Source organism: Parafrankia sp. Ea1.12 (assembly GCF_900465275.1).
In the GTDB taxonomy this organism is placed as follows: Bacteria; Actinomycetota; Actinomycetes; order Frankiales; family Frankiaceae; genus Parafrankia; species Parafrankia soli.
In genome coordinates, this window is the sequence record NZ_UBIZ01000193.1 from 1 (window position 1) to 19,129 (window position 19,129).

16 protein-coding genes and 1 pseudogene are annotated in these 19,129 nt (G+C 71.2%); 15 read left to right on the top strand and 2 right to left on the bottom strand.

Features of this window, described 5'->3' with window-relative positions:
* Positions 1–449 (top strand): class I SAM-dependent methyltransferase (locus FMEAI12_RS06340; protein WP_146776645.1); only part of this gene is annotated, 449 nt, incomplete at its 5' end.
* Positions 450–626: 177 nt separating this feature from the next.
* Positions 627–2,261: a GGDEF domain-containing protein gene (locus FMEAI12_RS06345; RefSeq protein WP_112105322.1), complete on the top strand. Its 1,635-nt coding sequence runs from the start codon at positions 627–629 to the stop codon at positions 2,259–2,261.
* Between the two features lie 119 nt (positions 2,262–2,380).
* Here FMEAI12_RS06345 and FMEAI12_RS39735 read toward each other — a convergent pair.
* Together FMEAI12_RS39735 and FMEAI12_RS06355 are read right to left on the bottom strand one after the other, a co-directional pair.
* Positions 2,381–2,557: pseudogene (locus tag FMEAI12_RS39735) on the bottom strand (transposase); the annotation flags it as partial.
* 84 nt (positions 2,558–2,641) lie between these two features.
* Positions 2,642–3,358, bottom strand: a complete 717-nt coding sequence (locus FMEAI12_RS06355) for a dienelactone hydrolase family protein (RefSeq protein ID WP_020463521.1) — start codon at positions 3,356–3,358, stop codon at positions 2,642–2,644.
* Positions 3,359–4,004: 646 nt separating this feature from the next.
* On the opposite strand from FMEAI12_RS06355, the gene FMEAI12_RS06365 reads away from it, so the two are divergent.
* The 13 genes from FMEAI12_RS06365 (at position 4,005) to nuoL (ending at position 19,128) form a co-directional block, all read left to right on the top strand.
* A complete protein-coding gene (locus tag FMEAI12_RS06365; RefSeq protein WP_041256663.1) occupies positions 4,005–5,315 on the top strand; it encodes a geranylgeranyl reductase family protein in 1,311 nt (436 codons plus the stop codon).
* 342 nt (positions 5,316–5,657) lie between these two features.
* A complete protein-coding gene (locus tag FMEAI12_RS06370; protein ID WP_071066458.1) occupies positions 5,658–6,020 on the top strand; it encodes an NADH-quinone oxidoreductase subunit A in 363 nt (120 codons plus the stop codon).
* Complete coding sequence (locus tag FMEAI12_RS39740; RefSeq protein WP_018505174.1) at positions 6,011–6,805, top strand: NADH-quinone oxidoreductase subunit B family protein; 795 nt, start codon at positions 6,011–6,013, stop codon at positions 6,803–6,805. The genes FMEAI12_RS06370 and FMEAI12_RS39740 overlap by 10 nt, the downstream gene beginning before the upstream one ends.
* Positions 6,798–7,487: an NADH-quinone oxidoreductase subunit C gene (locus tag FMEAI12_RS06380; RefSeq protein ID WP_112105323.1), complete on the top strand. Its 690-nt coding sequence runs from the start codon at positions 6,798–6,800 to the stop codon at positions 7,485–7,487. The genes FMEAI12_RS39740 and FMEAI12_RS06380 overlap by 8 nt, the downstream gene beginning before the upstream one ends.
* A 91-nt stretch (positions 7,488–7,578) precedes the next feature.
* Positions 7,579–8,952, top strand: coding sequence for an NADH-quinone oxidoreductase subunit D (locus tag FMEAI12_RS06385; RefSeq protein WP_112105324.1), 1,374 nt, complete (start codon positions 7,579–7,581; stop codon positions 8,950–8,952).
* Positions 8,952–9,773: an NADH-quinone oxidoreductase subunit NuoE gene (gene nuoE, locus FMEAI12_RS06390; protein ID WP_020463515.1), complete on the top strand. Its 822-nt coding sequence runs from the start codon at positions 8,952–8,954 to the stop codon at positions 9,771–9,773. Before FMEAI12_RS06385 ends, nuoE begins: the two co-directional genes overlap by 1 nt.
* Before the next feature lie 2 nt (positions 9,774–9,775).
* Positions 9,776–11,119: an NADH-quinone oxidoreductase subunit NuoF gene (nuoF, locus tag FMEAI12_RS06395; RefSeq protein ID WP_020463514.1), complete on the top strand. Its 1,344-nt coding sequence runs from the start codon at positions 9,776–9,778 to the stop codon at positions 11,117–11,119.
* A gap of 4 nt (positions 11,120–11,123) precedes the next feature.
* On the top strand, positions 11,124–13,715 hold the full coding sequence (locus FMEAI12_RS06400; RefSeq protein WP_112105338.1) for an NADH-quinone oxidoreductase subunit G: 2,592 nt from the start codon (positions 11,124–11,126) through the stop codon (positions 13,713–13,715).
* Entirely contained in the window at positions 13,712–15,100 is a 1,389-nt protein-coding gene (gene nuoH / locus FMEAI12_RS06405; protein WP_112105325.1) for an NADH-quinone oxidoreductase subunit NuoH, read from the top strand. The genes FMEAI12_RS06400 and nuoH overlap by 4 nt, the downstream gene beginning before the upstream one ends.
* Before the next feature lie 3 nt (positions 15,101–15,103).
* A complete protein-coding gene (nuoI, locus tag FMEAI12_RS06410; protein ID WP_112105326.1) occupies positions 15,104–15,721 on the top strand; it encodes an NADH-quinone oxidoreductase subunit NuoI in 618 nt (205 codons plus the stop codon).
* On the top strand, positions 15,718–16,659 hold the full coding sequence (locus tag FMEAI12_RS06415; protein ID WP_112105327.1) for an NADH-quinone oxidoreductase subunit J: 942 nt from the start codon (positions 15,718–15,720) through the stop codon (positions 16,657–16,659). Before nuoI ends, FMEAI12_RS06415 begins: the two co-directional genes overlap by 4 nt.
* Positions 16,656–16,955: an NADH-quinone oxidoreductase subunit NuoK gene (nuoK, locus tag FMEAI12_RS06420; protein ID WP_020463509.1), complete on the top strand. Its 300-nt coding sequence runs from the start codon at positions 16,656–16,658 to the stop codon at positions 16,953–16,955. The genes FMEAI12_RS06415 and nuoK overlap by 4 nt, the downstream gene beginning before the upstream one ends.
* Positions 16,956–17,139: 184 nt before the next feature.
* Entirely contained in the window at positions 17,140–19,128 is a 1,989-nt protein-coding gene (gene nuoL, locus FMEAI12_RS06425; protein WP_112105328.1) for an NADH-quinone oxidoreductase subunit L, read from the top strand.
* Position 19,129 lies beyond the last annotated feature (1 nt).

Consider the following 19,129-nt stretch of genomic DNA (forward strand, 5'->3'; position numbering starts at 1 on the left):
CGGGTGGGGCGGGAACGGGTGGCGGCCGGGTGCTGCTGGCGGCTGGTGACGGCCTGGGCCTGCCCTTCGCGGACGGCTCCTTCGACCGGGTCACGATCTCCTTCGGTCTGCGCAACGTGGCCGAGGTCGACGTCTGCCTCGCCGAGCTGCTGCGGGTCACCCGGCCGGGGGGCGTGCTGGCGGTCTGCGAGTTCAGCCGTCCGGTGTGGCGGCCGGTGCGCACGGCGTACATGGAGTACCTGATGCGCGCGCTGCCCGCGGTCGCGCGAGCGGTGAGCAGCAGCCCGGACTCGTACGTGTACCTGGCGGAGTCCATCCGGGCCTGGCCGGGGCAGGCCGCGCTGGCGGAGACGATCCGCGCGGCCGGCTGGACAAGGGTGGGCTGGCGCAATCTCAGCGGCGGCATCGTCGCCGTCCACCGCGCCGTCCGCCCCGGCGGAGACGACTGACGTACGGCGTCGGTTGGCACCGCCGTCCCGGTTCCGCGGAACCTCAAGATCGACCGTGGCCCGTGGTGGTTGCGCCGTCGAGCGGGCGACGTGCGTGGGAGCGCCCGGAACCTCGCATCGGACCATTACTGCATGAGTTCGTATGATTGCGTTAGGCTCTCCTGAGGGATTCGAGCGATGTCCGGACTGCGCGGCGGCGTCGCCGCTGTATCAAGGGCGTGGCGTTCGACCGGTGCCGGCCGCACGCCACCGCTATTGTCGTGGGCGGTAGTCGGCTGCCTGGTGCTGCTTGGGCTGGACGTCGCCGTCGTGGTGCTGCTGGATCCGCGGCCTGCCGCTGCTACCGTCACGTCCACCGCTGCGGCATTCCTGGCCGCGACGGCCGTCTCCTGCTTGTGGACTGCTCGGCGCGCCCGTGGTGCCGAGCGCCGCTGGCGGCTGCTGATCGGTATCGCCACGGCCGGCGCGGTGGCTCCCAGCCTGGGGACGGCGAAGACATTGCTGGCCGGGGGCTCCGTGGCGGGTCGGTTTTCCCCGGCCCAGGCGGGCTTCTTCGTCCTCTATGGGGTGGCACTACTTGGGTTGCTGTCCCTGCCCTCTGAGCCGATAGACGGCCCGGGCGAGAACGCAAGCACGGTGCGACGTCGTGGGCATCGCTGGTACGCGATCACCGTGCTGGACAGCATACTGATCGTCGGTTCGATCGCCCTGCTGGAGTGGGGGACGGTGCTGGCCACGGTCGTCCAGGTGGGCGCGCCCGATCTCATGCAGTTCCTGTTCGCTCTGGTCCAGCCGGTCACCAGCATGATCCTCGCCGCCGCGGTACTGCTGATCGCGAGCTTCCGCCGGCCGCGTTCCCTGGCGACCTCGGCATTGCTTGGCGCAGGTTTGCTTATCTCGACAGTCACCGGTAACGGCTTTCTCTACCTCGCGGCAGCGGGCAACCGTGCCGCCCCGCCGGGGGCCTATCTGGGGTTCGCCCTCAGCTGGCTGCTGACCTTCCTGGCGGCGCTGGTGCCGGTACCCGCCCGCGTGCAGCCGGACGTCCCATCGCAGCCTGGCCCGCGGGCGATTTGGGCGCACGCCGTGCTGCCCTACATGACGCTCTGTGCGGCTGGCCTGCTGGTTCTCGGCAAGCTGTCGACTGGTGCACAGCTCGACCGGGTCGAGACGTATGGGATGGTCTGCTTGCTGCTGGTAGTGCTGGTCCGGCAGATGGTGACATTGGCGGAGAACAGCAAGCTGCTCGCCGAGGTCCGGGAACGTGAGCGCCAACTGCACTACCAGGCATTCTATGATCCGCTGACTGGTCTGGCGAACCGGGCATTGTTCATCCGGCGGCTGCAGCGGGCACTCTCACGCGACGCCGACAACGGCGGTCGCGGCGACGGCGCCGCGCCGGTGTCTCTGCTGTTCCTGGATCTTGACGACTTCAAGCAGGTGAACGACACGTTCGGGCATGCCACCGGTGACGAACTCCTCAAGATCAGTGCCGAACGGCTGCGGGCGGGAACCCGGGCACTGGACACCGTCGCCCGGCTCGGCGGGGACGAGTTCGCCGTCATCCTCGACGGCGGCGGCCCCGACGACCCCCGCCGGATCGGCGAACGGCTCGCGACCGCGGTCCAGGCGCCGTGCCAGGTGGCCGGGCGGCCCTACACCCCACGAGCCAGCCTCGGCCTGGTCACCCTCGACGGCTCCACCGCTCGGCCAGCCAGTCCCGACATCCTGCTCCACCAGGCCGACCTGGCTATGTACGCGGCCAAACGGGAGCGCGCCGGCAGGCTGGTGGTCTACCGGCCGGACCTGTGAGCCCAGCGCAGAATCGGTTTCGCTGATGATGGCGCTGGCGGGTGTCGCTGTGGCGTCGGCTGTTGCCACGTGGGGGTCCGGACTGGCTGGGGCCGGGGGTGTCTGTGGTGCTCGGGCGGTCAGGTGGGGGTAAGGGCAGGGTGCAGGCGGAACAGGTTCAGGGCGGTGCAAGCCAGGCCGAGTCCGGCGGTGACGGCGGGGGTCCCTCTGCGGCGGAAGCAGCGCAGGCCGGTGAGGTCCTCGGGGTGGCCGATGACGGTCTCGACGGTGGCTGCCCGGCGTTTCCGGGGGGTCTCTACGGCGTCGTCACGCGGCGCGGGCTGGCTCTGGGACGGGTTTGAGGGCGTGGTTGCCGCGCTGGGAACGGACCTCGTCGACCTTCACTTCGGGACGTGTGCGTCCATCCAGGTCAGCGCGCGCGCCCAGGCGTCGCGGGCCGCGGCGGCGTCGTAGGAGTCGGGGCGCGCGTCGTTGTAGAAGGCGTGGCCCACCCCCGGGTAGCGGACGACCTCGGTGTCGACGTCGGCGCGGGCGGCCGCGGCCCGCAGGTGCTCCACCTGCTCCACCGGGATCGAGCGGTCGAGATCCCCGTACAGCCCCAGCCAGGGGGTCTGCAGGGCGGCGGCGAGGTCGAGCTGCGAGGGCTCGCCGAACCGACCGTCCTCGATGCCGCCGCCGTAGAACGTGACGGCGGCGCCGAGCGGGCGCCGTACGGCCGCGTGGAAGGCGATGCCGCCGCCCATGCAGAACCCGACGACGGCGCAGCGGTCGACCGCCGTCCCCGACTCGGCGAGCACCATCAGCCCGGAGTCCAGGTCGTCGAGGATGTCGTCGCCGGCCAGCCGGCCGCGCAGCGAGACCGCCGCCGCCGAGTCGGTGTAGTCGAAGACGGGGGAGCCCTGCCGGTGGTACAGATCCGGGGCGACGGCCCGCCAGCCGGCGTCCGCGAACCTGCGGCAGACGTCGGTCACGTGGTCGGTGAGCCCGAACACCTCGTGCACGACGAGGACGCCGCCGCGGGCGGTCCACCGGGGCTCCGCTATGACCGCGGGTGTCGGACCTTCGGCGGTGGTGAGAACGACTGTTTCTGAGGTCATGGCCGCGTCGATCTCCGATGTCGGTGGGGCCTGTCGATCCACGCCGGGCGGTCGGCGGGCTCCGGATCCGGTGGGGGCGCGTCGATCCGTGAGACGCGGGTCCGCGCGATGTCAGTCATTCGCGCGATGTCAGCCAACTTTCTGCCAGCCAAAGTCAGCCAACTTTTGTCAGCCAACTTTGCGGAACTACCCAGCTCGGGTGGTCATGTCACCTCCTGGCCGGGGACGGTCGGCCCGATCGTGCGCGTCATCCGTGCCCGCTTGGCGTCGCCCCCGCCCGCCCGCTCGCCCGGCGTGGGCCGCCTGCGTGCCCGCCGGCGCCGCCCGCGCTGCCGGCGCCGCCCGCGCTGCCTGCGCCGCCCGCGCTGCCGGCCGGCTCGCGCCGCACCGACAGGCGGGTGTTGGCCCGGTCGAGGGACCACCGAGGTGCCTATCGTCGCCGTGCCGTGGCGCTGCGTTGCGAAGTACGGGGGAAGTTGACTCGTCTGCGCATCTCGAGGTCCTGGTTGGTGCCTTGGGCCTTGGCAGGGCCTACACTCGGCGTGGCGCTCGTGAAGAATTTCACGAGCGCGCAAGCGGGAGACGTGGGACACGGCCCTGATCGGCCGACTGGCGCGGGAATCCGGAGCAGCGCGTGACCAAGCGGATGACGGAACGGGACGGCACCCGGGCGGATGACCGCCCCGACGACCGCCCTGACGCCGACGTCATCGTGGTTGGTGCCGGGCCGGGCGGCTCGGCCGCCGCGTACCACCTCGCCCGCACCGGGCTCGACGTCCTGCTGCTGGAGAAGAGCACCTTCCCTCGGGAGAAGGTCTGCGGTGACGGGCTGACCCCGCGGGCCGTGCGCAGCCTTGTGGAGATGGGCATCGACACATCGGTCGAGGCCGGCTGGCTGCGTAACAGGGGGCTGCGCATCATCGGCGGCGGTGTGCGCCTCGAGCTGCCGTGGCCGGAGCTCGCGAGCTGGCCCGACTACGGCCTGGTTCGCCCGCGCGCGGACTTCGACGAGATGCTCGCCCGGCACGCGGTCAAGGCCGGTGCCCGACTGGTCGAGGGCGCCTCCGTCACCGGGCCGGTGCGTGACGACCGGACGGGACGGGTGGTCGGCGTGACCGCGCGGGCCGGGGTCGACCGGGCTCCGGCCGAGTTCCGTGCCCCGGTTGTGGTCGCCGCCGACGGCAACAGCGCCCGGATCGCGCAGGCGCTGGGGATCCGGCGCCGGGAGGACCGCCCGCTGGGCGTGGCCGTGCGGCGCTACTACCGCAGCCCGCGCACGAACGACGACTTCCTCGAGTCCCACCTCGAGCTGTGGGAGGGCCCGCCGCGCCAGAGCCGGCTGCTGCCGGGCTACGGGTGGATCTTCGGTATGGGTGACGGCACCAGCAACGTCGGCCTGGGCATGCTCAACACCACCAGCGCCTTCCAGAACACCGACTACCGGGATCTGCTCCGCCGGTGGCTGAACGGGCTGCCGCCCGAGTGGGGCTACACCGAGGAGAACGCCACCGGCCCGGTCCGCGGCAGCGCGCTGCCGATGGCCTTCAACCGCGCCCCGCACTACCAGGACGGAGTGCTCCTCGTCGGCGACGCCGGCGGGATGGTGAACCCGTTCAACGGCGAGGGCATCGCATATGCGATGGAATCGGGCCGGATCGCCGCCGAGACGATCGTCCTTGCGCTCGCCCGGCACTCCGGGCCGGCCCGGGAGCGGGCGCTCGGGCGATATCCGGAGATCCTGGCTCAGACATACGGGGGGTATTACACCCTGGGCCGTTTGTTTGTACAGCTCATCGGGAATCCGACCGTGATGGCGCTGGGGACCAGGTACGGGCTGCCTCGGCCCATGCTGATGCGTTTCGTCCTGAAGGTCATGGCGAATCTGACCGACCCGCGGGGAGGTGACGCCACGGATCGACTGATCAACGCGCTGACCCGGTTGGCGCCCGCCGCCTGAACGCGGCCACGTTCGGAAGCAGCCGGTAGGGACGCCGGCAGCCGCCGGTATGGACTCCGGCGCACGTGCTCGCACGCGACACCTCCCGATAGTCGCGCGTGCTCCGAACCAGGGAACTCCGGGCTGTGTCAGACGTCCACGGGAGATCCCTCCGGCGGTGCTGCGGAGGGGAACAATCCCGGTGCGACCGGGAAATCAGAGGTCGCGTAGGCTGCACCCGCGCTCGGCACCCGCGGGGGCAGGAGCACGAAGCACCGGTTGGCTCGGGAGGCCCGTTCGGCCACACCCGGCGAACCGCCACCAAGACGTCCGCACCAAACTTTCGAAGGAGAGGAGTTCGGCATGCTCGACAGTTATGTGCCGATCCTCGTTCTGCTCGCGATCGCGATGCTGTTCGCGGTCGGTTCCGTGGCGGTGAGCGCGCTGGTCGGCCCGAAACGGTTCAACCGTGCCAAGGTCGACATCTACGAGTGCGGTATCGAACCCGAGCCGGTGCCGGCCGGGCCGCACCGGTTCCCGGTGAAGTACTACATCACCGCGATGCTCTTCATCGTCTTCGACATCGAGATCATCTTCCTGTTCCCGTGGGCCGTCACGTTCGACAGTCTCGCGGTCTTCGGTCTCGGCGCGATGGTGTCGTTCATGGCGACGATCTTCGTCGCCTACGCCTACATATGGCGCCGGGGGGGTCTGGAATGGGACTAGAAGAGAAGCTGCCCGGTGGAGTTCTGCTGACCACCGTCGAGAAGCTGGCCAACTGGTCGCGCAGGTCGTCGCTGTGGCCGGCGACCTTCGGCCTGGCCTGCTGTGCCATCGAGATGATGTCGACCGGCGCCGGCCGCTACGACCTCTCCCGCTTCGGGATGGAGGTCTTCCGGGCCAGCCCGCGCCAGGCCGACCTCATGATCGTGGCGGGCCGGGTGAGCCAGAAGATGGCCCCGGTGCTGCGCCAGATCTACGACCAGATGCCCGAGCCCAAGTGGGTGCTGTCGATGGGCGTCTGCGCGAGCAGCGGCGGAATGTTCAACAACTACGCGATCGTGCAGGGCGTCGACCACATCGTTCCGGTGGACATGTACCTGCCGGGCTGCCCGCCGCGTCCCGAGATGCTCATGGACGCGATCATCAAGCTGCACGAGAAGATCCTCGCCGGCTCGGTGTCGGGCAAGGTCGAGCACACCAAGGCCGGCTCGTCGCCCTACCCGAAGCCGATCGAGGTGGCCACGGCGTGGTCCGGCCTGCCCGCCGGCGCGGTCGACACCCGCACGCTGTCGGTCAACGACCGCAAGCGGTTCAGCCTGCCTGAAGGCGCGCCCGTCCCGGCGGGGCGCGGTGCCGTCGAACCGGTGCTGGACGAGCGCCGCCCGGCGGCGATCGCGCCGCCGTCCGTCTTCGGCCGCGGCAAGCGGGTGCCCGTCGACGCCAAGCCGACCGACGAGTCCCGGGCCGACGGTCCCGGACCGAGCACGGAGACCCTGACCGATGACTGACCTGGTACCGGGCTCCGCCGGCGTTCCGGGCGGCCCCGGCGGCCGCCGCCGGGACGCCTTCGGCGCGCGCGGCAGTGGCGACACGTCGGGCTTCGGTGGCCTCGTGCCGCCGGTGGCGGCCCTGGCGTCGACGTCCCGCCCGTTCGGCGACGAGGCCGCCGACACCGTCTACGACACCCTCGAGCGGGTCTTCCCCGAGCTGGGCGACGCCGTCGAGCGGGTCGTCTTCGCGTACGGCGAGCTGACGATCCACGTGCGCCGCGAGCGGCTGCTGGACGTCGCGTGGACGCTGCGCGACGACCCGGGGCTGCGCTTCGAGCTGCTGTCGTCGTTGTCCGGGGTGGACTACCCCGACGACCTGACCGGCCGCCGCCTGCACTCCGTGGTGCACCTGACGTCGCTGACCCACCGGCGCCGGCTGCGCGTCGAGGTCTCCGTCGCGGACGGCGACGCGGTGCTGCCGAGCCTGACCCCGGTCTGGCCGACCGCGGACTGGCACGAGCGCGAGGCCTACGACCTGTTCGGCATCGTCTACGAGGGCCACCACGGCCTGACGCGGATCATGATGCCGGACGACTGGGTGGGCCACCCGCAGCGCAAGGACTACCCGCTCGGCGGCATCCCCGTCGAGTACAAGGGCGCGCAGATCCCGCCGCCCGAGACCCGCCGGAGCTACTCGTGACCGGGCACTGTCCGGCCGGCACCCGGGCGCGGGCCACCACGGGGTCACGCGTGACCGCCAGGCACCCCCGAGCCGACTTCCGAGGTTCGCTATGAGCACGCACACCGAGACGCCCGTCGACGGTTCGGCCGAGACCATCACCGGCGCGCAGCCCTACGAGGCCGGGTTCACCGAGTCCTCCGCCGGTCGCATCTACACCGTGACGGGCGGTGACTGGGAACAGGTTCTCGGCACCGGTGAGGACGACGGCGAGCGGATCACCGTCAACATGGGCCCGCAGCACCCGTCCACCCACGGCGTGCTGCGGCTGGTGCTGGAGATCGAGGGCGAGACGGTCACCGAGACCCGCCTGGTCATCGGCTACCTGCACACCGGGATCGAGAAGAGCTGCGAGTACCGCACCTGGACGCAGGCGGTCACGTTCCTCACCCGCGCCGACTACCTCTCGCCGCTGTACAACGAGGCGGCGTACTGCCTGTCGGTGGAGAAGCTGCTCGGCATCACCGACGAGGTGCCGGAGCGGGCGACCGTCATCCGGGTGCTCGTCATGGAGCTGCAGCGGATCGCCTCGCACCTGGTGTGGCTGGCGACCGGAGGCATGGAGCTCGGCGCCACCACCGGCATGATCTTCGGGTTCCGTGAGCGCGAGAAGATCCTCGACCTGCTCGAGACGATCACCGGCCTGCGGATGAACCACGCCTACATCCGGCCCGGCGGCCTCGCCCAGGACATCCCGGACGAGGTGATCCCGGCGATCCGGGCGTTCCTCGACTACATGCCCAAGCGCATCCGCGAGTACCACGCGCTGCTGACCGGCCAGCCCATCTGGAAGGCGCGGATGGTCGACGTCAACTTCCTCGACGCCGCCGCCTGCCTCGCGCTGGGGACGACCGGGCCGGTGCTGCGCGCCGCCGGTCTGCCCTGGGACCTGCGCAAGACCATGCCGTACTGCGGCTACGAGACCTACGAGTTCGACGTCCCGACCGCGCTCGAGGGCGACTCCTACGCCCGGTACCTGGTGCGGATCGAGGAGATGGGCGAGTCCCTCAAGATCATCGAGCAGTGCCTGGACCGGCTGCGCCCCGGCCCGGTCATGGTCGCCGACAAGAAGATCGCCTGGCCGTCGCAGCTGGCCATCGGCTCGGATGGCATGGGCAACTCGCTCGAGTACATCCGCAAGATCATGGGGACCTCGATGGAGGCCCTGATCCACCACTTCAAGCTCGTCACCGAGGGCTTCCGGGTGCCCGCCGGCCAGGTGTACACGCAGATCGAGTCGCCGCGCGGCGAGCTCGGCTACCACGTCGTCAGCGACGGCGGCACCAGGCCGTTCCGCGTCCACGTGCGGGACCCAAGCTTCGTGAACCTGCAGGCCGTGCCCGCGCTGACGGAGGGCGGGCAGGTGGCCGACGTGATCGTCGGCGTCGCCTCCGTCGACCCGGTGCTCGGGGGAGTTGATCGCTGATGCCACTGACCGAACAGACCCGCGCCGCGGCCCGCGAGATCATCGCGCGCTACCCCGAGGGACGTTCCCGCTCGGCGCTGCTGCCGATGCTGCACCTGGTGCAGTCCGAGCAGGGCGCGGTCACCGCGGAGGGCGTGGAGTTCTGCGCCGAGGAGCTCGGCATCACCCACGCCGAGGTCAGCGCGGTCGCGACGTTCTACACGATGTACAAGCGCCGCCCGGTCGGCGACTGGCTGGTCTCCGTCTGCACGAACCTCTCCTGCCTGTTGCGCGGCGGCGAGGAGGTCTACGAGCGCCTGTCGAAGAACCTCGGCGTCGGGCACGACCAGACCACCGAGGACGGCACGATCACGCTGGAGCACGCCGAGTGCCTGGCGGCCTGTGACTACGCGCCGGTGATGACCGTCAACTACGAGTTCTACGACCAGGTCAACCCGGACTCGGCGGAGGAGATCGTCGAGGCCCTGCGGCGCGGCGAGCGCCCGGCCCCGACTCGCGGCGGCCCGCTGTGTACGTTCGGCGAGTCCTCGTTCCAGCTCGCCGGCTTCGAGGACCCGCGTCCGGAGGGCGTCGCCGGGCAGGGGGTGGGGACCCCGTCCCTGGCCGGCGTGCTGCTCGCCGAGGCCGCCGGCTGGAAGGCGGAGGACGGTGTGGCCGGTGCCCCGCCGCTGACCCCGCTGCCCTCGAACGCGCCGCCCTCGGCTGCTTCGGCCCCGGCTGCGCCGGCGTCGAGCAGCCCCGCATCGTCGAGCGCCGCCGCCCCGGCGAGCCCGGCGCCCGCGCCGGGGACGCCCGGCGTCCCGCAGACGAAGGTGAACTGACCATGCCTGTCACCCCGGTCCTCACCCGGCGCTGGACGGCGCCCGAGTCGTGGACGCTGGCGACCTACGAGCGCCTCGACGGCTACCAGGGCCTGCGCCGGGCGCTGGCGCAGAGCCCGGACGACCTGATCAAGCTGGTCAAGGACTCCGGCCTGCGCGGCCGCGGCGGCGCGGGCTTCCCCACCGGCATGAAGTGGGGCTTCATCCCGCAGGGCGACGGCAAACCGCACTACCTCGTCATCAACGCCGACGAGGGCGAGCCGGGTACCTGCAAGGACGCCCCGCTGATGAAGGCCGACCCGCACTCGCTGATCGAGGGCATCGTGATCGCCGCCTACGCGGTGCGCGCGAACCGGGCCTTCATCTACCTGCGCGGCGAGCTCATCCACGCCGGCCGGCGGCTGCGCGCCGCCGTCGCCGAGGCGTACCGCGCCGGCTACCTGGGACGCGACATCCTCGGTAGCGGCTTCGACCTCGACCTGGTGGTGCACTCCGGCGCCGGCGCGTACATCTGCGGCGAGGAGACGGCGCTGCTGGACTCGCTGGAGGGCCGGCGCGGCCAGCCGCGGCTGCGCCCGCCGTTCCCGGCGACCCACGGCCTGTACGCATCCCCCACGGTCGTGAACAACGTCGAGACGATCGCCACCGTTCCCTTCATCGTGAACTACGGCGTCGACTGGTTCCGGTCGATGGGCCGCGAGCGCGCCCCGGGCCCGAAGATCTACAGCCTCTCCGGCCACGTGACCCACCCCGGCCAGTACGAGGCGCCGATGGGCACGACGCTGCGCGAGCTGCTCGACATGGCGGGCGGCGTCCTCGGCGGCCGCAAGCTCAAGGCGTGGACCCCGGGCGGCTCGTCGACGCCGCTGCTGACCGCCGACCACCTTGACGTCCCGCTGGACTTCGAGGGCGTACAGGAGGCCGGCTCGCTGCTCGGCACGGCCGCCCTCATGATCATGGACGACTCGGTCGACATGCTCAAGATCGTGCGGCGGCTGACCCAGTTCTACGCGCACGAGTCGTGCGGCAAGTGCACCCCGTGCCGGGAGGGCACCACCTGGATGGTGCAGATCCTGTCCCGGATGGAGCGCGGCCAGGGCGACCCCGACGACGTCGACACCCTCGTCGACGCCTGCGACAACATCTTCGGACGCGCCTTCTGCGCGCTCGCGGACGGCGCCACCTCGCCGATCGTCTCCGGGATCAAGTTCTTCCGGAACGAGTTCCTCCCGATCACCCCGGTGGGGCCGTCGGGTTCCACCACGTCGGTAGCCGGCTCGGCGAACGGCGCGGCCGCGGGTGGCGCGGCCGCGGGCACGCCGGGCGCCTACGCGGGAGCGCACTGAGATCATGACCGTCGCCCCAGAGAAGCCGGCCGCGCCGGCCGCCCCCAACCACGTCACGCTCACCGTGGACGGGCTCGAGGTGAGCGTGCCGAAGGGCACCCTCATCATCCGGGCCGCTGAGCTGTTGGGAATCGAGATCCCGCGGTTCTGCGACCACCCCCTGCTGGACCCGGTCGGCGCCTGCCGGCAGTGCATCGTCGAGGTCGAGGGCCAGCGCAAGCCGGTCGCGTCCTGCACGACCACGGTCGCCGCCGACATGGTCGTCAGGACCCAGGTCACCTCGCCGGTGGCGAAGAAGGCCCAGGCCGGGACGCTGGAGTTCCTGCTCCTCAACCACCCCCTCGACTGCCCGATCTGCGACAAGGGCGGCGAGTGCCCGCTGCAGAACCAGTCGATGGCCAACGGCGCGGCGACCTCCCGCTTCAAGGAGACGAAGCGGGCGTACCCGAAGCCGCTGGCGATCTCCAGCCAGATCCTGCTGGACCGGGAGCGTTGCGTGTTGTGCGCGCGCTGCACCCGGTTCTCCGCGCAGATCGCCGGGGATCCGTTCATCGAGCTGTTCGAGCGGGGCGCGGCCGAGCAGGTCGCCGTCAGCGACGGGCAGCCGTTCTCGTCCTACTTCTCCGGCAACACCGTGCAGATCTGCCCGGTCGGTGCGCTCACCAGCTCCGCCTACCGGTTCCGGGCCCGGCCGTTCGACCTGGTGTCGACGCCGACGTCCTGTGAGCACTGCGCCGCCGGCTGCTCGCTGCGCACCGACCACCGGCGCGGCAAGGTGATGCGTCGCCTCGCCGCCGAGGATCCGGCGGTCAACGAGGAGTGGAACTGCGACAAGGGCCGCTTCGCGTTCAACTACGCGCGGCAGTCCGACCGGCTCACCACGCCGCTGATCCGGGACGACAGCACCGGTGAGCTGGTCGAGGCGAGCTGGTCGGAGGCGCTGGAGTACGCCGCCCGCGGCCTGGCCGAGTGCCGGGACCGCAACGGCGTCGGCGTGCTCGCCGGCGGCCGGCTCACCCGCGAGGACGCCTACGCCTACGCCAAGTTCGCCCGGCTCGCCCTGGGCACCAACGACGTGGACTTCCGCGCCCGCCCGCACTCCGCCGAGGAGGAGGCCTTCCTCGGTAGCGCCGTCGCCGGTACCGGAATCGGGGTCACCTACGCCGATCTGGAGGCCGCGCCCGCCGTCCTGCTCGTCTCGTTCGAGCCGGAGGAGGAGTCGCCCATCGTCTTCCTGCGGCTGCGCAAGGCGGCGAGCAAGCACGGAACCGCCGTGCACGCGCTGGCGCCGCTGATCACCCGCGGGCTGCGCAAGATGGCCGGCACGCTGATCCCGGTCGTCCCCGGCGGCGAGGCCGCCACGCTGGACGAGCTGGCCACCGGCGCGTCGGCCACCACCGAGGCGCTGCGGGCACCCGGCGCGGTGATCCTGGTCGGCTCGCGGGCCGCCGAGTCGCCCGGCGCGCTGTCCGCGGCGCTGCGCCTCGCCGAGTCCACCGGCGCCGCGCTGGCCTGGGTGCCGCGCCGGGCCGGTGAGCGCGGCGCGGTCTCCGCCGGCCTGCTCCCGTCGCTGCTGCCGGGCGGCCGCCCGGTCGCGGACGTCGGCGCGCGGGCCGAGGTGGAGTCCTTCTGGGGCGCCCGCCTGCTGGGCGCGCCCGGCCGCGACACCGCCGGCATTCTGGCCGCCGCCGCGGCGGGCCGGCTTGACGCGGTCGTCGTCGCCGGTGTCGACGCCGAGGACCTGCCCGACCCCGCGGCCGCGCTGGCCGCGCTGGCCCGGGTGCCGTTCTGCGTCTCGCTGGAGATCCGCCGCTCGTCGATCGCGGAGGTCGCCGACGTCGTCCTCCCGGTCGCTCCGGTGGCGGAGAAGGCCGGCACGTTCGTCGACTGGGAGGGCCGCCTGCGTCCCTTCCAGCGTGCACTGGAGGGGACGCCGGCCCTGCCCGACCTGCGGGTGCTGCACCTGCTCGCCGCCGAGATGGGCATCGACCTGCGGGTTCCGGACGCGGGCGCCGCCGCGCGCGAGTTGAGTGAGCTCGGCCGCGCCGGTGACGAGACCGGGCGCGGCCCGGCTCCGGTCGAGCGGGTGCCCGAGCCGGTGACCGCCGGTCCGGGCGAGGCCCTGCTGGCGACCTGGCACCTCAACCTTGACGACGGCGCCCTGCAGGCCGGCGAGCCGTACCTGGCCGGTACCGCCCGTCCACCGCGGCTGCAGCTCTCGGCCGCGACCGCCGCCGAGATCGGCGCGGTCGAGGGGGAGCCGGTCACCGCCAGCACCTCCCGCGGCTCCGTCACCCTGCCGCTGGAGATCACCGCCATGCCGGACCGGGTCGTCTGGGTTCCGACGCACTCACCCGGGTCGCACGTCCGCCGCTCGCTGGCCGAGCACGCCGGCGTGCTGGTTCGGCTCAGTGCCGGCGGGCTGCTGCCGACCGAGACGGCGCCCGGCGGGGAAGTCGACACCTTCCCGACCGACGAGACCCGCGGCGCGGCGCTCGGCTCGCAGCTCGCGACCGCCCAGGACACCGCCGTGACCGTGGCCCACACCGGCCTCGGTGCCGCGGGCCGGGTCGACACCACCGGAGGCCGGGCATGACCGGGACCTCGACGCTCCTGCTCGCCGCGAACGTCGGCGACCCGGACATGTCCGTCCTCACCGACGACCCGTTCTGGCTCATCCTGATCAAGGCTGTCGCGGTCTTCGCGTTCCTGCTGGTGATGACGCTGTTCTCGATCGTCTTCGAGCGCAAGGTCGTCGCGAAGATGCAGCAGCGGGTCGGGCCGAACCGGCACGGCCCGCGCGGCTGGCTGCAGAGCCTCGCCGACGGCGTGAAGCTCATGCTCAAGGAAGACATCATCCCGACGCTGGCCGACAAGCCGATCTTCATCCTGGCTCCGGTCATCTCGGCGGTGCCGGCCATCCTGGCCTTCGCCTGCATCCCGTTCGGGCCGGAGGTGTCGATCTTCGGTGAACGCACGACGCTCCAGCTCGCCGACCTGCCGGTCAGCGTGCTGTACCTGCTGGCGGCGGCGTCGCTGGGCGTGTACGGACTGATCCTCGCCGGCTGGTCCAGCGGCTCGACCTACCCGCTGCTGGGCTCGCTGCGCTCGGCCGCGCAGATCATCTCCTACGAGGTCGCGATGGGCCTGGCCTTCGTCGCGGTCTTCATCTACGCGGGAACACTGTCGACCGCGGGCATCGTGCAGAGCCAGCACGACTGGTGGTACATCGCGCTGCTGCCGTCGTTCATCCTCTACTGCATCGCGATGGTCGGTGAGACGAACCGGACGCCGTTCGACCTCCCCGAGGCCGAGGGCGAGCTGGTCGGCGGGTTCCACACCGAGTACAGCTCGATCAAGTTCGCGTTCTTCTTCCTCGCCGAGTACATCAACATGGTCACCGTCTCGGCGATCGCGACCACACTGTTCCTCGGAGGCTGGCAGCCGCCGCCGATCCCGGGCCTGTCCGGGCTGGACCACGGCTGGTACCCGCTGATCTGGTTCGTCATCAAGCTGCTGCTGTTCATCTTCGTGTTCATCTGGCTGCGGGGCACGCTGCCGCGGCTGCGCTACGACCAGTTCATGGCCTTCGGCTGGAAGGTCCTGATCCCGGTCGGCCTGGTGTGGGTGCTCGCGGTCGCGACCTTCCGCGCCTACCAGGAGCACGTGAGCGACCGGACGCCGTGGCTGATCGGCTTCGGGGTCGTGGTGGGCGTCCTGCTCGTGGTCGCGATCATCGACCCGGGCGCGGCGAGGGCCCAGCGTGAGCAGGAGGAGGCCGAGCGGGAACGCGCCGAATCGGCCCCGAGCCTGGACAGGATTCCCTGGCCGCCGCCGTCCGACGGCGCGACGAGGGCACTGGCCGGCCGCACTGCGGCTGGCAGCACTGCAGCCGGCAGCGGCGCGGCCGGCTCCGCCGGCGGCGACAAGGGAAACACCACCGTCATCCCCGCGGGCTCCGGCCCGCGACAGGAGAGCTGAACCATGGGGATCCTCGACCCCTACAAGGGTTTCGGCGTCACCTTCTCGACGATGTTCAAGAAGCCGACGACCGAGCAGTACCCGGAGCAGAAGAAGGAGACGGCACCCCGCTTCCACGGCCGTCACCAGCTCAACCGGCATCCGGACGGGCTGGAGAAGTGCGTCGGCTGCGAGCTGTGCGCGTGGGCCTGCCCGGCCGACGCGATCTACGTCGAGGGCGCGGACAACACCGACGAGGAGCGTTTCTCGCCGGGTGAGCGGTACGGCCGCGTCTACCAGATCAACTACCTGCGCTGCATCCTGTGCGGGCTGTGCATCGAGGCGTGCCCCACCCGGGCGCTGACGATGTCGAACGACTACGAGCTGGCCGACGACAGCCGCAACGACCTGATCTTCACCAAGGAGCAGCTGCTCGCCCCGCTTCGGGCCGGGATGGAGTCCCCGCCGCACCCGATGCGCCTCGGCGAGAGCGAGACCGACTACTACACCCGCGATCCCGACGCCCCGCTGCCCTGGCAGGTCGGCGGCTCGCCGGCCGGCGAGGCTGACGAGGCCGGCGAGGCCGAAAGGGCGGCGAACAAGGTGCCCGCCCACGGCGCGGGTTCGGAGCGGCCCCGATGAATCCGCAGATTCTCGCCCAGGCGGCGGAGATCAGCAGCACGTCGAACGGCGAGGCCTGGACGTTCTGGCTGCTCGCGCCGGTGGCGCTGCTGGCGGCGCTCGGCATGGTCCTGATGCGCAGCGCGGTGCACTCCGCCCTGCTGCTCGTGGTGAACCTGTTCTGCGTCGCGGTGTTCTACCTGATCCAGGACGCGCCCTTCCTGGGCTTCGTCCAGATCATCGTCTACACCGGCGCGATCATGGTGTTGTTCCTGTTCGTGCTGATGCTGGTCGGAGTCGATTCGTCCGACTCGCTGGTCGAGACCCTGCGCGGCCAGCGGATCGCCGCGGTGATCCTCGGGCTCGGCTTCGCCGGCCTGCTGGTGTTCCCGATCGGTCGCGCGATCGACGGCGGCAAGGCGGCGGGCCTGGAGGCGGCGAACACCGGCGGCAACGTCCACGCGATCGGACGTCTGCTGTTCACCCAGTACGTCTTCGTCTTCGAAGCGATCTCGGTGCTGCTCGTGGTCGCGGCGATCGGGACGATGGTCCTCGGTCACCGCGAGCACACCGGTGAGAAGGCCACGCAGAAGGAACGGATGCGCGCTCGCTTCGCCGAGGGCGGCACCGTCACCCCGCGGCCCGGGCCGAAGGTCTTCGCGACCAACCCCGGCCCGGAGCAGCCCGAGCTCGTCGGCCCGGACCTCGGCGGGCCCGGTGCGGGCCCGTCCGGCCCGGCCGGCGCGGGCGGTCCGGACGACGGCGGTGCCGGTGGTCCGGGCGGTCCTGGGACAGGCGGTCCCGGTGCGGGCGGTGCTGGTGGTCCGGGTACGGACGGCCCGGGCGGCGGTGGGCCCGACGGCGGGCCGAGCGCGAACGGGACGAGTGAGGACTCCGACGACGAGACCGTCGTCGGCGGGTCGGCGCCGGTGGGCGCGGGCAGGGGGAGCGGTCGGTGAACCCGGCGAACTATCTGATCCTGTCGGGGTTGCTGTTCACCATCGGCGCGACCGGGGTTCTGGTCCGGCGCAACGCGATCGTCGTGTTCATGTCGATCGAGCTGATGCTCAACGCGGTGAACCTGACCCTGGTGACGTTCTCCCGCATCCACGGGACGCTGGAGGGCCAGATCATGGCGTTCTTCGTCATGGTCGTGGCCGCCGCCGAGGTGGTCGTCGGCCTGGCGATCATTCTGGCGATCTTCCGGACGCGCAGATCCGCGTCGGTCGACGACGTGAACCTCCTGAAGTACTGACCTCTCGACGTACTCGGGCATCCCGAGGCTTGTCTCCCGGCCGCCCTGACGCGGCCGCGACCGGGACCTCCGGTCACGGAAGAACGGACGACACTGCAGTGACGCTTTGCGCAACAGGGGCGGCGCAGCCCGGACCACCTCCGGTGGCCCTGGCGCTGGCGCACGTACCCGGAACCGGACCGCGATGAGCGCCGGAGGGGCCGCCATCCTCGCGGCCGACGAGCACGGTGGCGCGGCCGTGCACTACGCCGCCGCGTCCGGGGCGTTCTCGCTGACCTGGCTGCTCATCGCGCTTCCGCTGGCCGGGGCGGCCGTTCTCCTGCTCGGCGGGCGGCGTACCGACCGGTGGGGCCACCTGCTCGGCACGCTGACCGCGGCCGCATCCTTCGTCGTCGGCCTGGTCCTGTTCTTCGGGCTGCTCGACCGCTCCGGTGACGACCGGGCCGTCTCCCAGCACCTCTACAGCTGGATCCCGGTCAACGGCTTCCAGGTGGACGTCGGCCTGCTGTTCGACCAGCTCTCCGCGGTCTTCGTGCTGCTGATCACCGGTGTGGGCACGCTGATCCACATCTACTCGATCGGCTACATGTCGCACGACCCGGGCCGGCGGCGCTTCTTCGCCTACATGAACCTGTTCCTGGCGTCGATGCTGCTGCTGGTGCTGGGCAACAACTTCCTGGTGCTCTACGGCGGCTGGGAGCTGGTCGGCCTCTCGTCCTTCCTGCTCATCAAGTTCTGGGAGTACAAGCCGGCCGCGGCCACCGCCGCGAACAAGGCCTTCTACATGAACCGGGTCGGCGACGTCGGTCTCGCGCTCGCGATCATGTTCATGTTCGCCACCGTCGGCAGCACGAACTACGACTCGGTGTTCGGTGCCGCCGCCGCGGACGTCATCGGCTACGGCACCATCACCGCGATGGCGCTCCTGCTCCTGCTCGGCGCCTGCGGCAAGTCCGGTCAGTTCCCGCTGCAGGCCTGGCTCCCGGACGCCATGGAGGGCCCGACCCCGATCTCGGCGCTCATCCACGCCGCGACCATGGTCACCGCCGGTGTGTACCTGATCGTCCGGGCTGCCCCGATCTTTGACCAGACGCAGGCCGCGCGGACCGTCGTCCTGATCATCGGCGCGGTCACGATCCTCATCGGATGCGTCATCGGCTGCGCCTACGACGACATCAAGAAGGTCCTGGCCTACTCGACGGTCAGCCAGATCGGCTACATGTTCCTCGCCGTCGGGCTCGGCCCGGCCGGGTACGCGCTGGGCATCATGCACCTGCTCGCGCACGGCTTCTTCAAGGCCGGCCTGTTCCTCGGCTCCGGCTCGGTCATCCACGGGATGGACGGCGAGCAGGACATGCGCAGGTACGGCGGGCTGTGGCGGCACATGCCGATCACCTGGGTCACCTTCGGCCTCGGCTACCTGGCGATCATCGGTTTCCCGGGCCTGTCCGGGTTCTTCACCAAGGACCGCATCATCGAGACGGCGCTGGCCAAGGGTGGCACCAGCGGCTACATCTACGGTGGCGTGGCGCTGCTCGGCGCCGGGATCACCGCCTTCTACATGACCCGGCTGTTCCTGATGACCTTCCACGGCAAGGCGCGCTGGGAGCACGACGGGCCGGAGACCAAGCACCCGCACGAGTCGCCGGCGACGATGACCAGCCCGATGATGCTGCTGGCCGTCGGCTCGGTCTTCGCCGGTGGGCTGTTCGTCCTCGGCAGCTCGATGCAGAACTGGCTCGCCCCGGTGGTCGGCGAGCACGGTGAGGCGCACCACGACATCTCGCCCGCGGTCGTCACCGCGCTGGTGCTGGTCGTCTCCGCCGGCGGGTTCGCCGGTGCCTACCTGCGTTACCAGCTCCGCCCGGTCGAGGCCGTCGCCCGGCCGGACGCCGAGGTCAGCGTGGTGACCGTCGCCGCGCGCCGCGACCTCTACGCGAACACCTTCAACGAGGTCGTCGCCATGCGGCCGGGGCAGTACCTGACCCGCTTCCTGGTCTGGGCGGACAACGTCGGCATCGACGGCTTCGTGCGCGGGAGCGCCGCCGCCGTGGGCGGGCTGTCCGGCCGGCTGCGACGCACCCAGACCGGCTTCGTCCGGTCCTACGCACTGTCGATGTTGGGAGGTACCGTCCTCGTGGTCGGTGCTCTGCTGCTCACCAGGGCCGGCTGAC

Bases quoted from the DNA above. Each gene is read 5' to 3' on its own strand.
- nuoH (WP_112105325.1), top strand. From the start codon at position 13,712: ATGACCGGGACCTCGACGCTCCTGCTCGCCGCGAACGTCGGCGACCCG.
- FMEAI12_RS06385 (WP_112105324.1), top strand. From the start codon at position 7,579: ATGAGCACGCACACCGAGACGCCCGTCGACGGTTCGGCCGAGACCATC.
- nuoE (WP_020463515.1), top strand. From the start codon at position 8,952: ATGCCACTGACCGAACAGACCCGCGCCGCGGCCCGCGAGATCATCGCG.
- nuoF (WP_020463514.1), top strand. From the start codon at position 9,776: ATGCCTGTCACCCCGGTCCTCACCCGGCGCTGGACGGCGCCCGAGTCG.
- FMEAI12_RS06415 (WP_112105327.1), top strand. From the start codon at position 15,718: ATGAATCCGCAGATTCTCGCCCAGGCGGCGGAGATCAGCAGCACGTCG.
- nuoI (WP_112105326.1), top strand. From the start codon at position 15,104: ATGGGGATCCTCGACCCCTACAAGGGTTTCGGCGTCACCTTCTCGACG.
- nuoL (WP_112105328.1), top strand. From the start codon at position 17,140: ATGAGCGCCGGAGGGGCCGCCATCCTCGCGGCCGACGAGCACGGTGGC.
- FMEAI12_RS06365 (WP_041256663.1), top strand. From the start codon at position 4,005: ATGACGGAACGGGACGGCACCCGGGCGGATGACCGCCCCGACGACCGC.
- FMEAI12_RS06355 (WP_020463521.1), bottom strand. From the start codon at position 3,358: ATGACCTCAGAAACAGTCGTTCTCACCACCGCCGAAGGTCCGACACCC.
- FMEAI12_RS06380 (WP_112105323.1), top strand. From the start codon at position 6,798: ATGACTGACCTGGTACCGGGCTCCGCCGGCGTTCCGGGCGGCCCCGGC.
- FMEAI12_RS06400 (WP_112105338.1), top strand. From the start codon at position 11,124: ATGACCGTCGCCCCAGAGAAGCCGGCCGCGCCGGCCGCCCCCAACCAC.
- FMEAI12_RS39740 (WP_018505174.1), top strand. From the start codon at position 6,011: ATGGGACTAGAAGAGAAGCTGCCCGGTGGAGTTCTGCTGACCACCGTC.
- FMEAI12_RS06345 (WP_112105322.1), top strand. From the start codon at position 627: ATGTCCGGACTGCGCGGCGGCGTCGCCGCTGTATCAAGGGCGTGGCGT.
- FMEAI12_RS06370 (WP_071066458.1), top strand. From the start codon at position 5,658: ATGCTCGACAGTTATGTGCCGATCCTCGTTCTGCTCGCGATCGCGATG.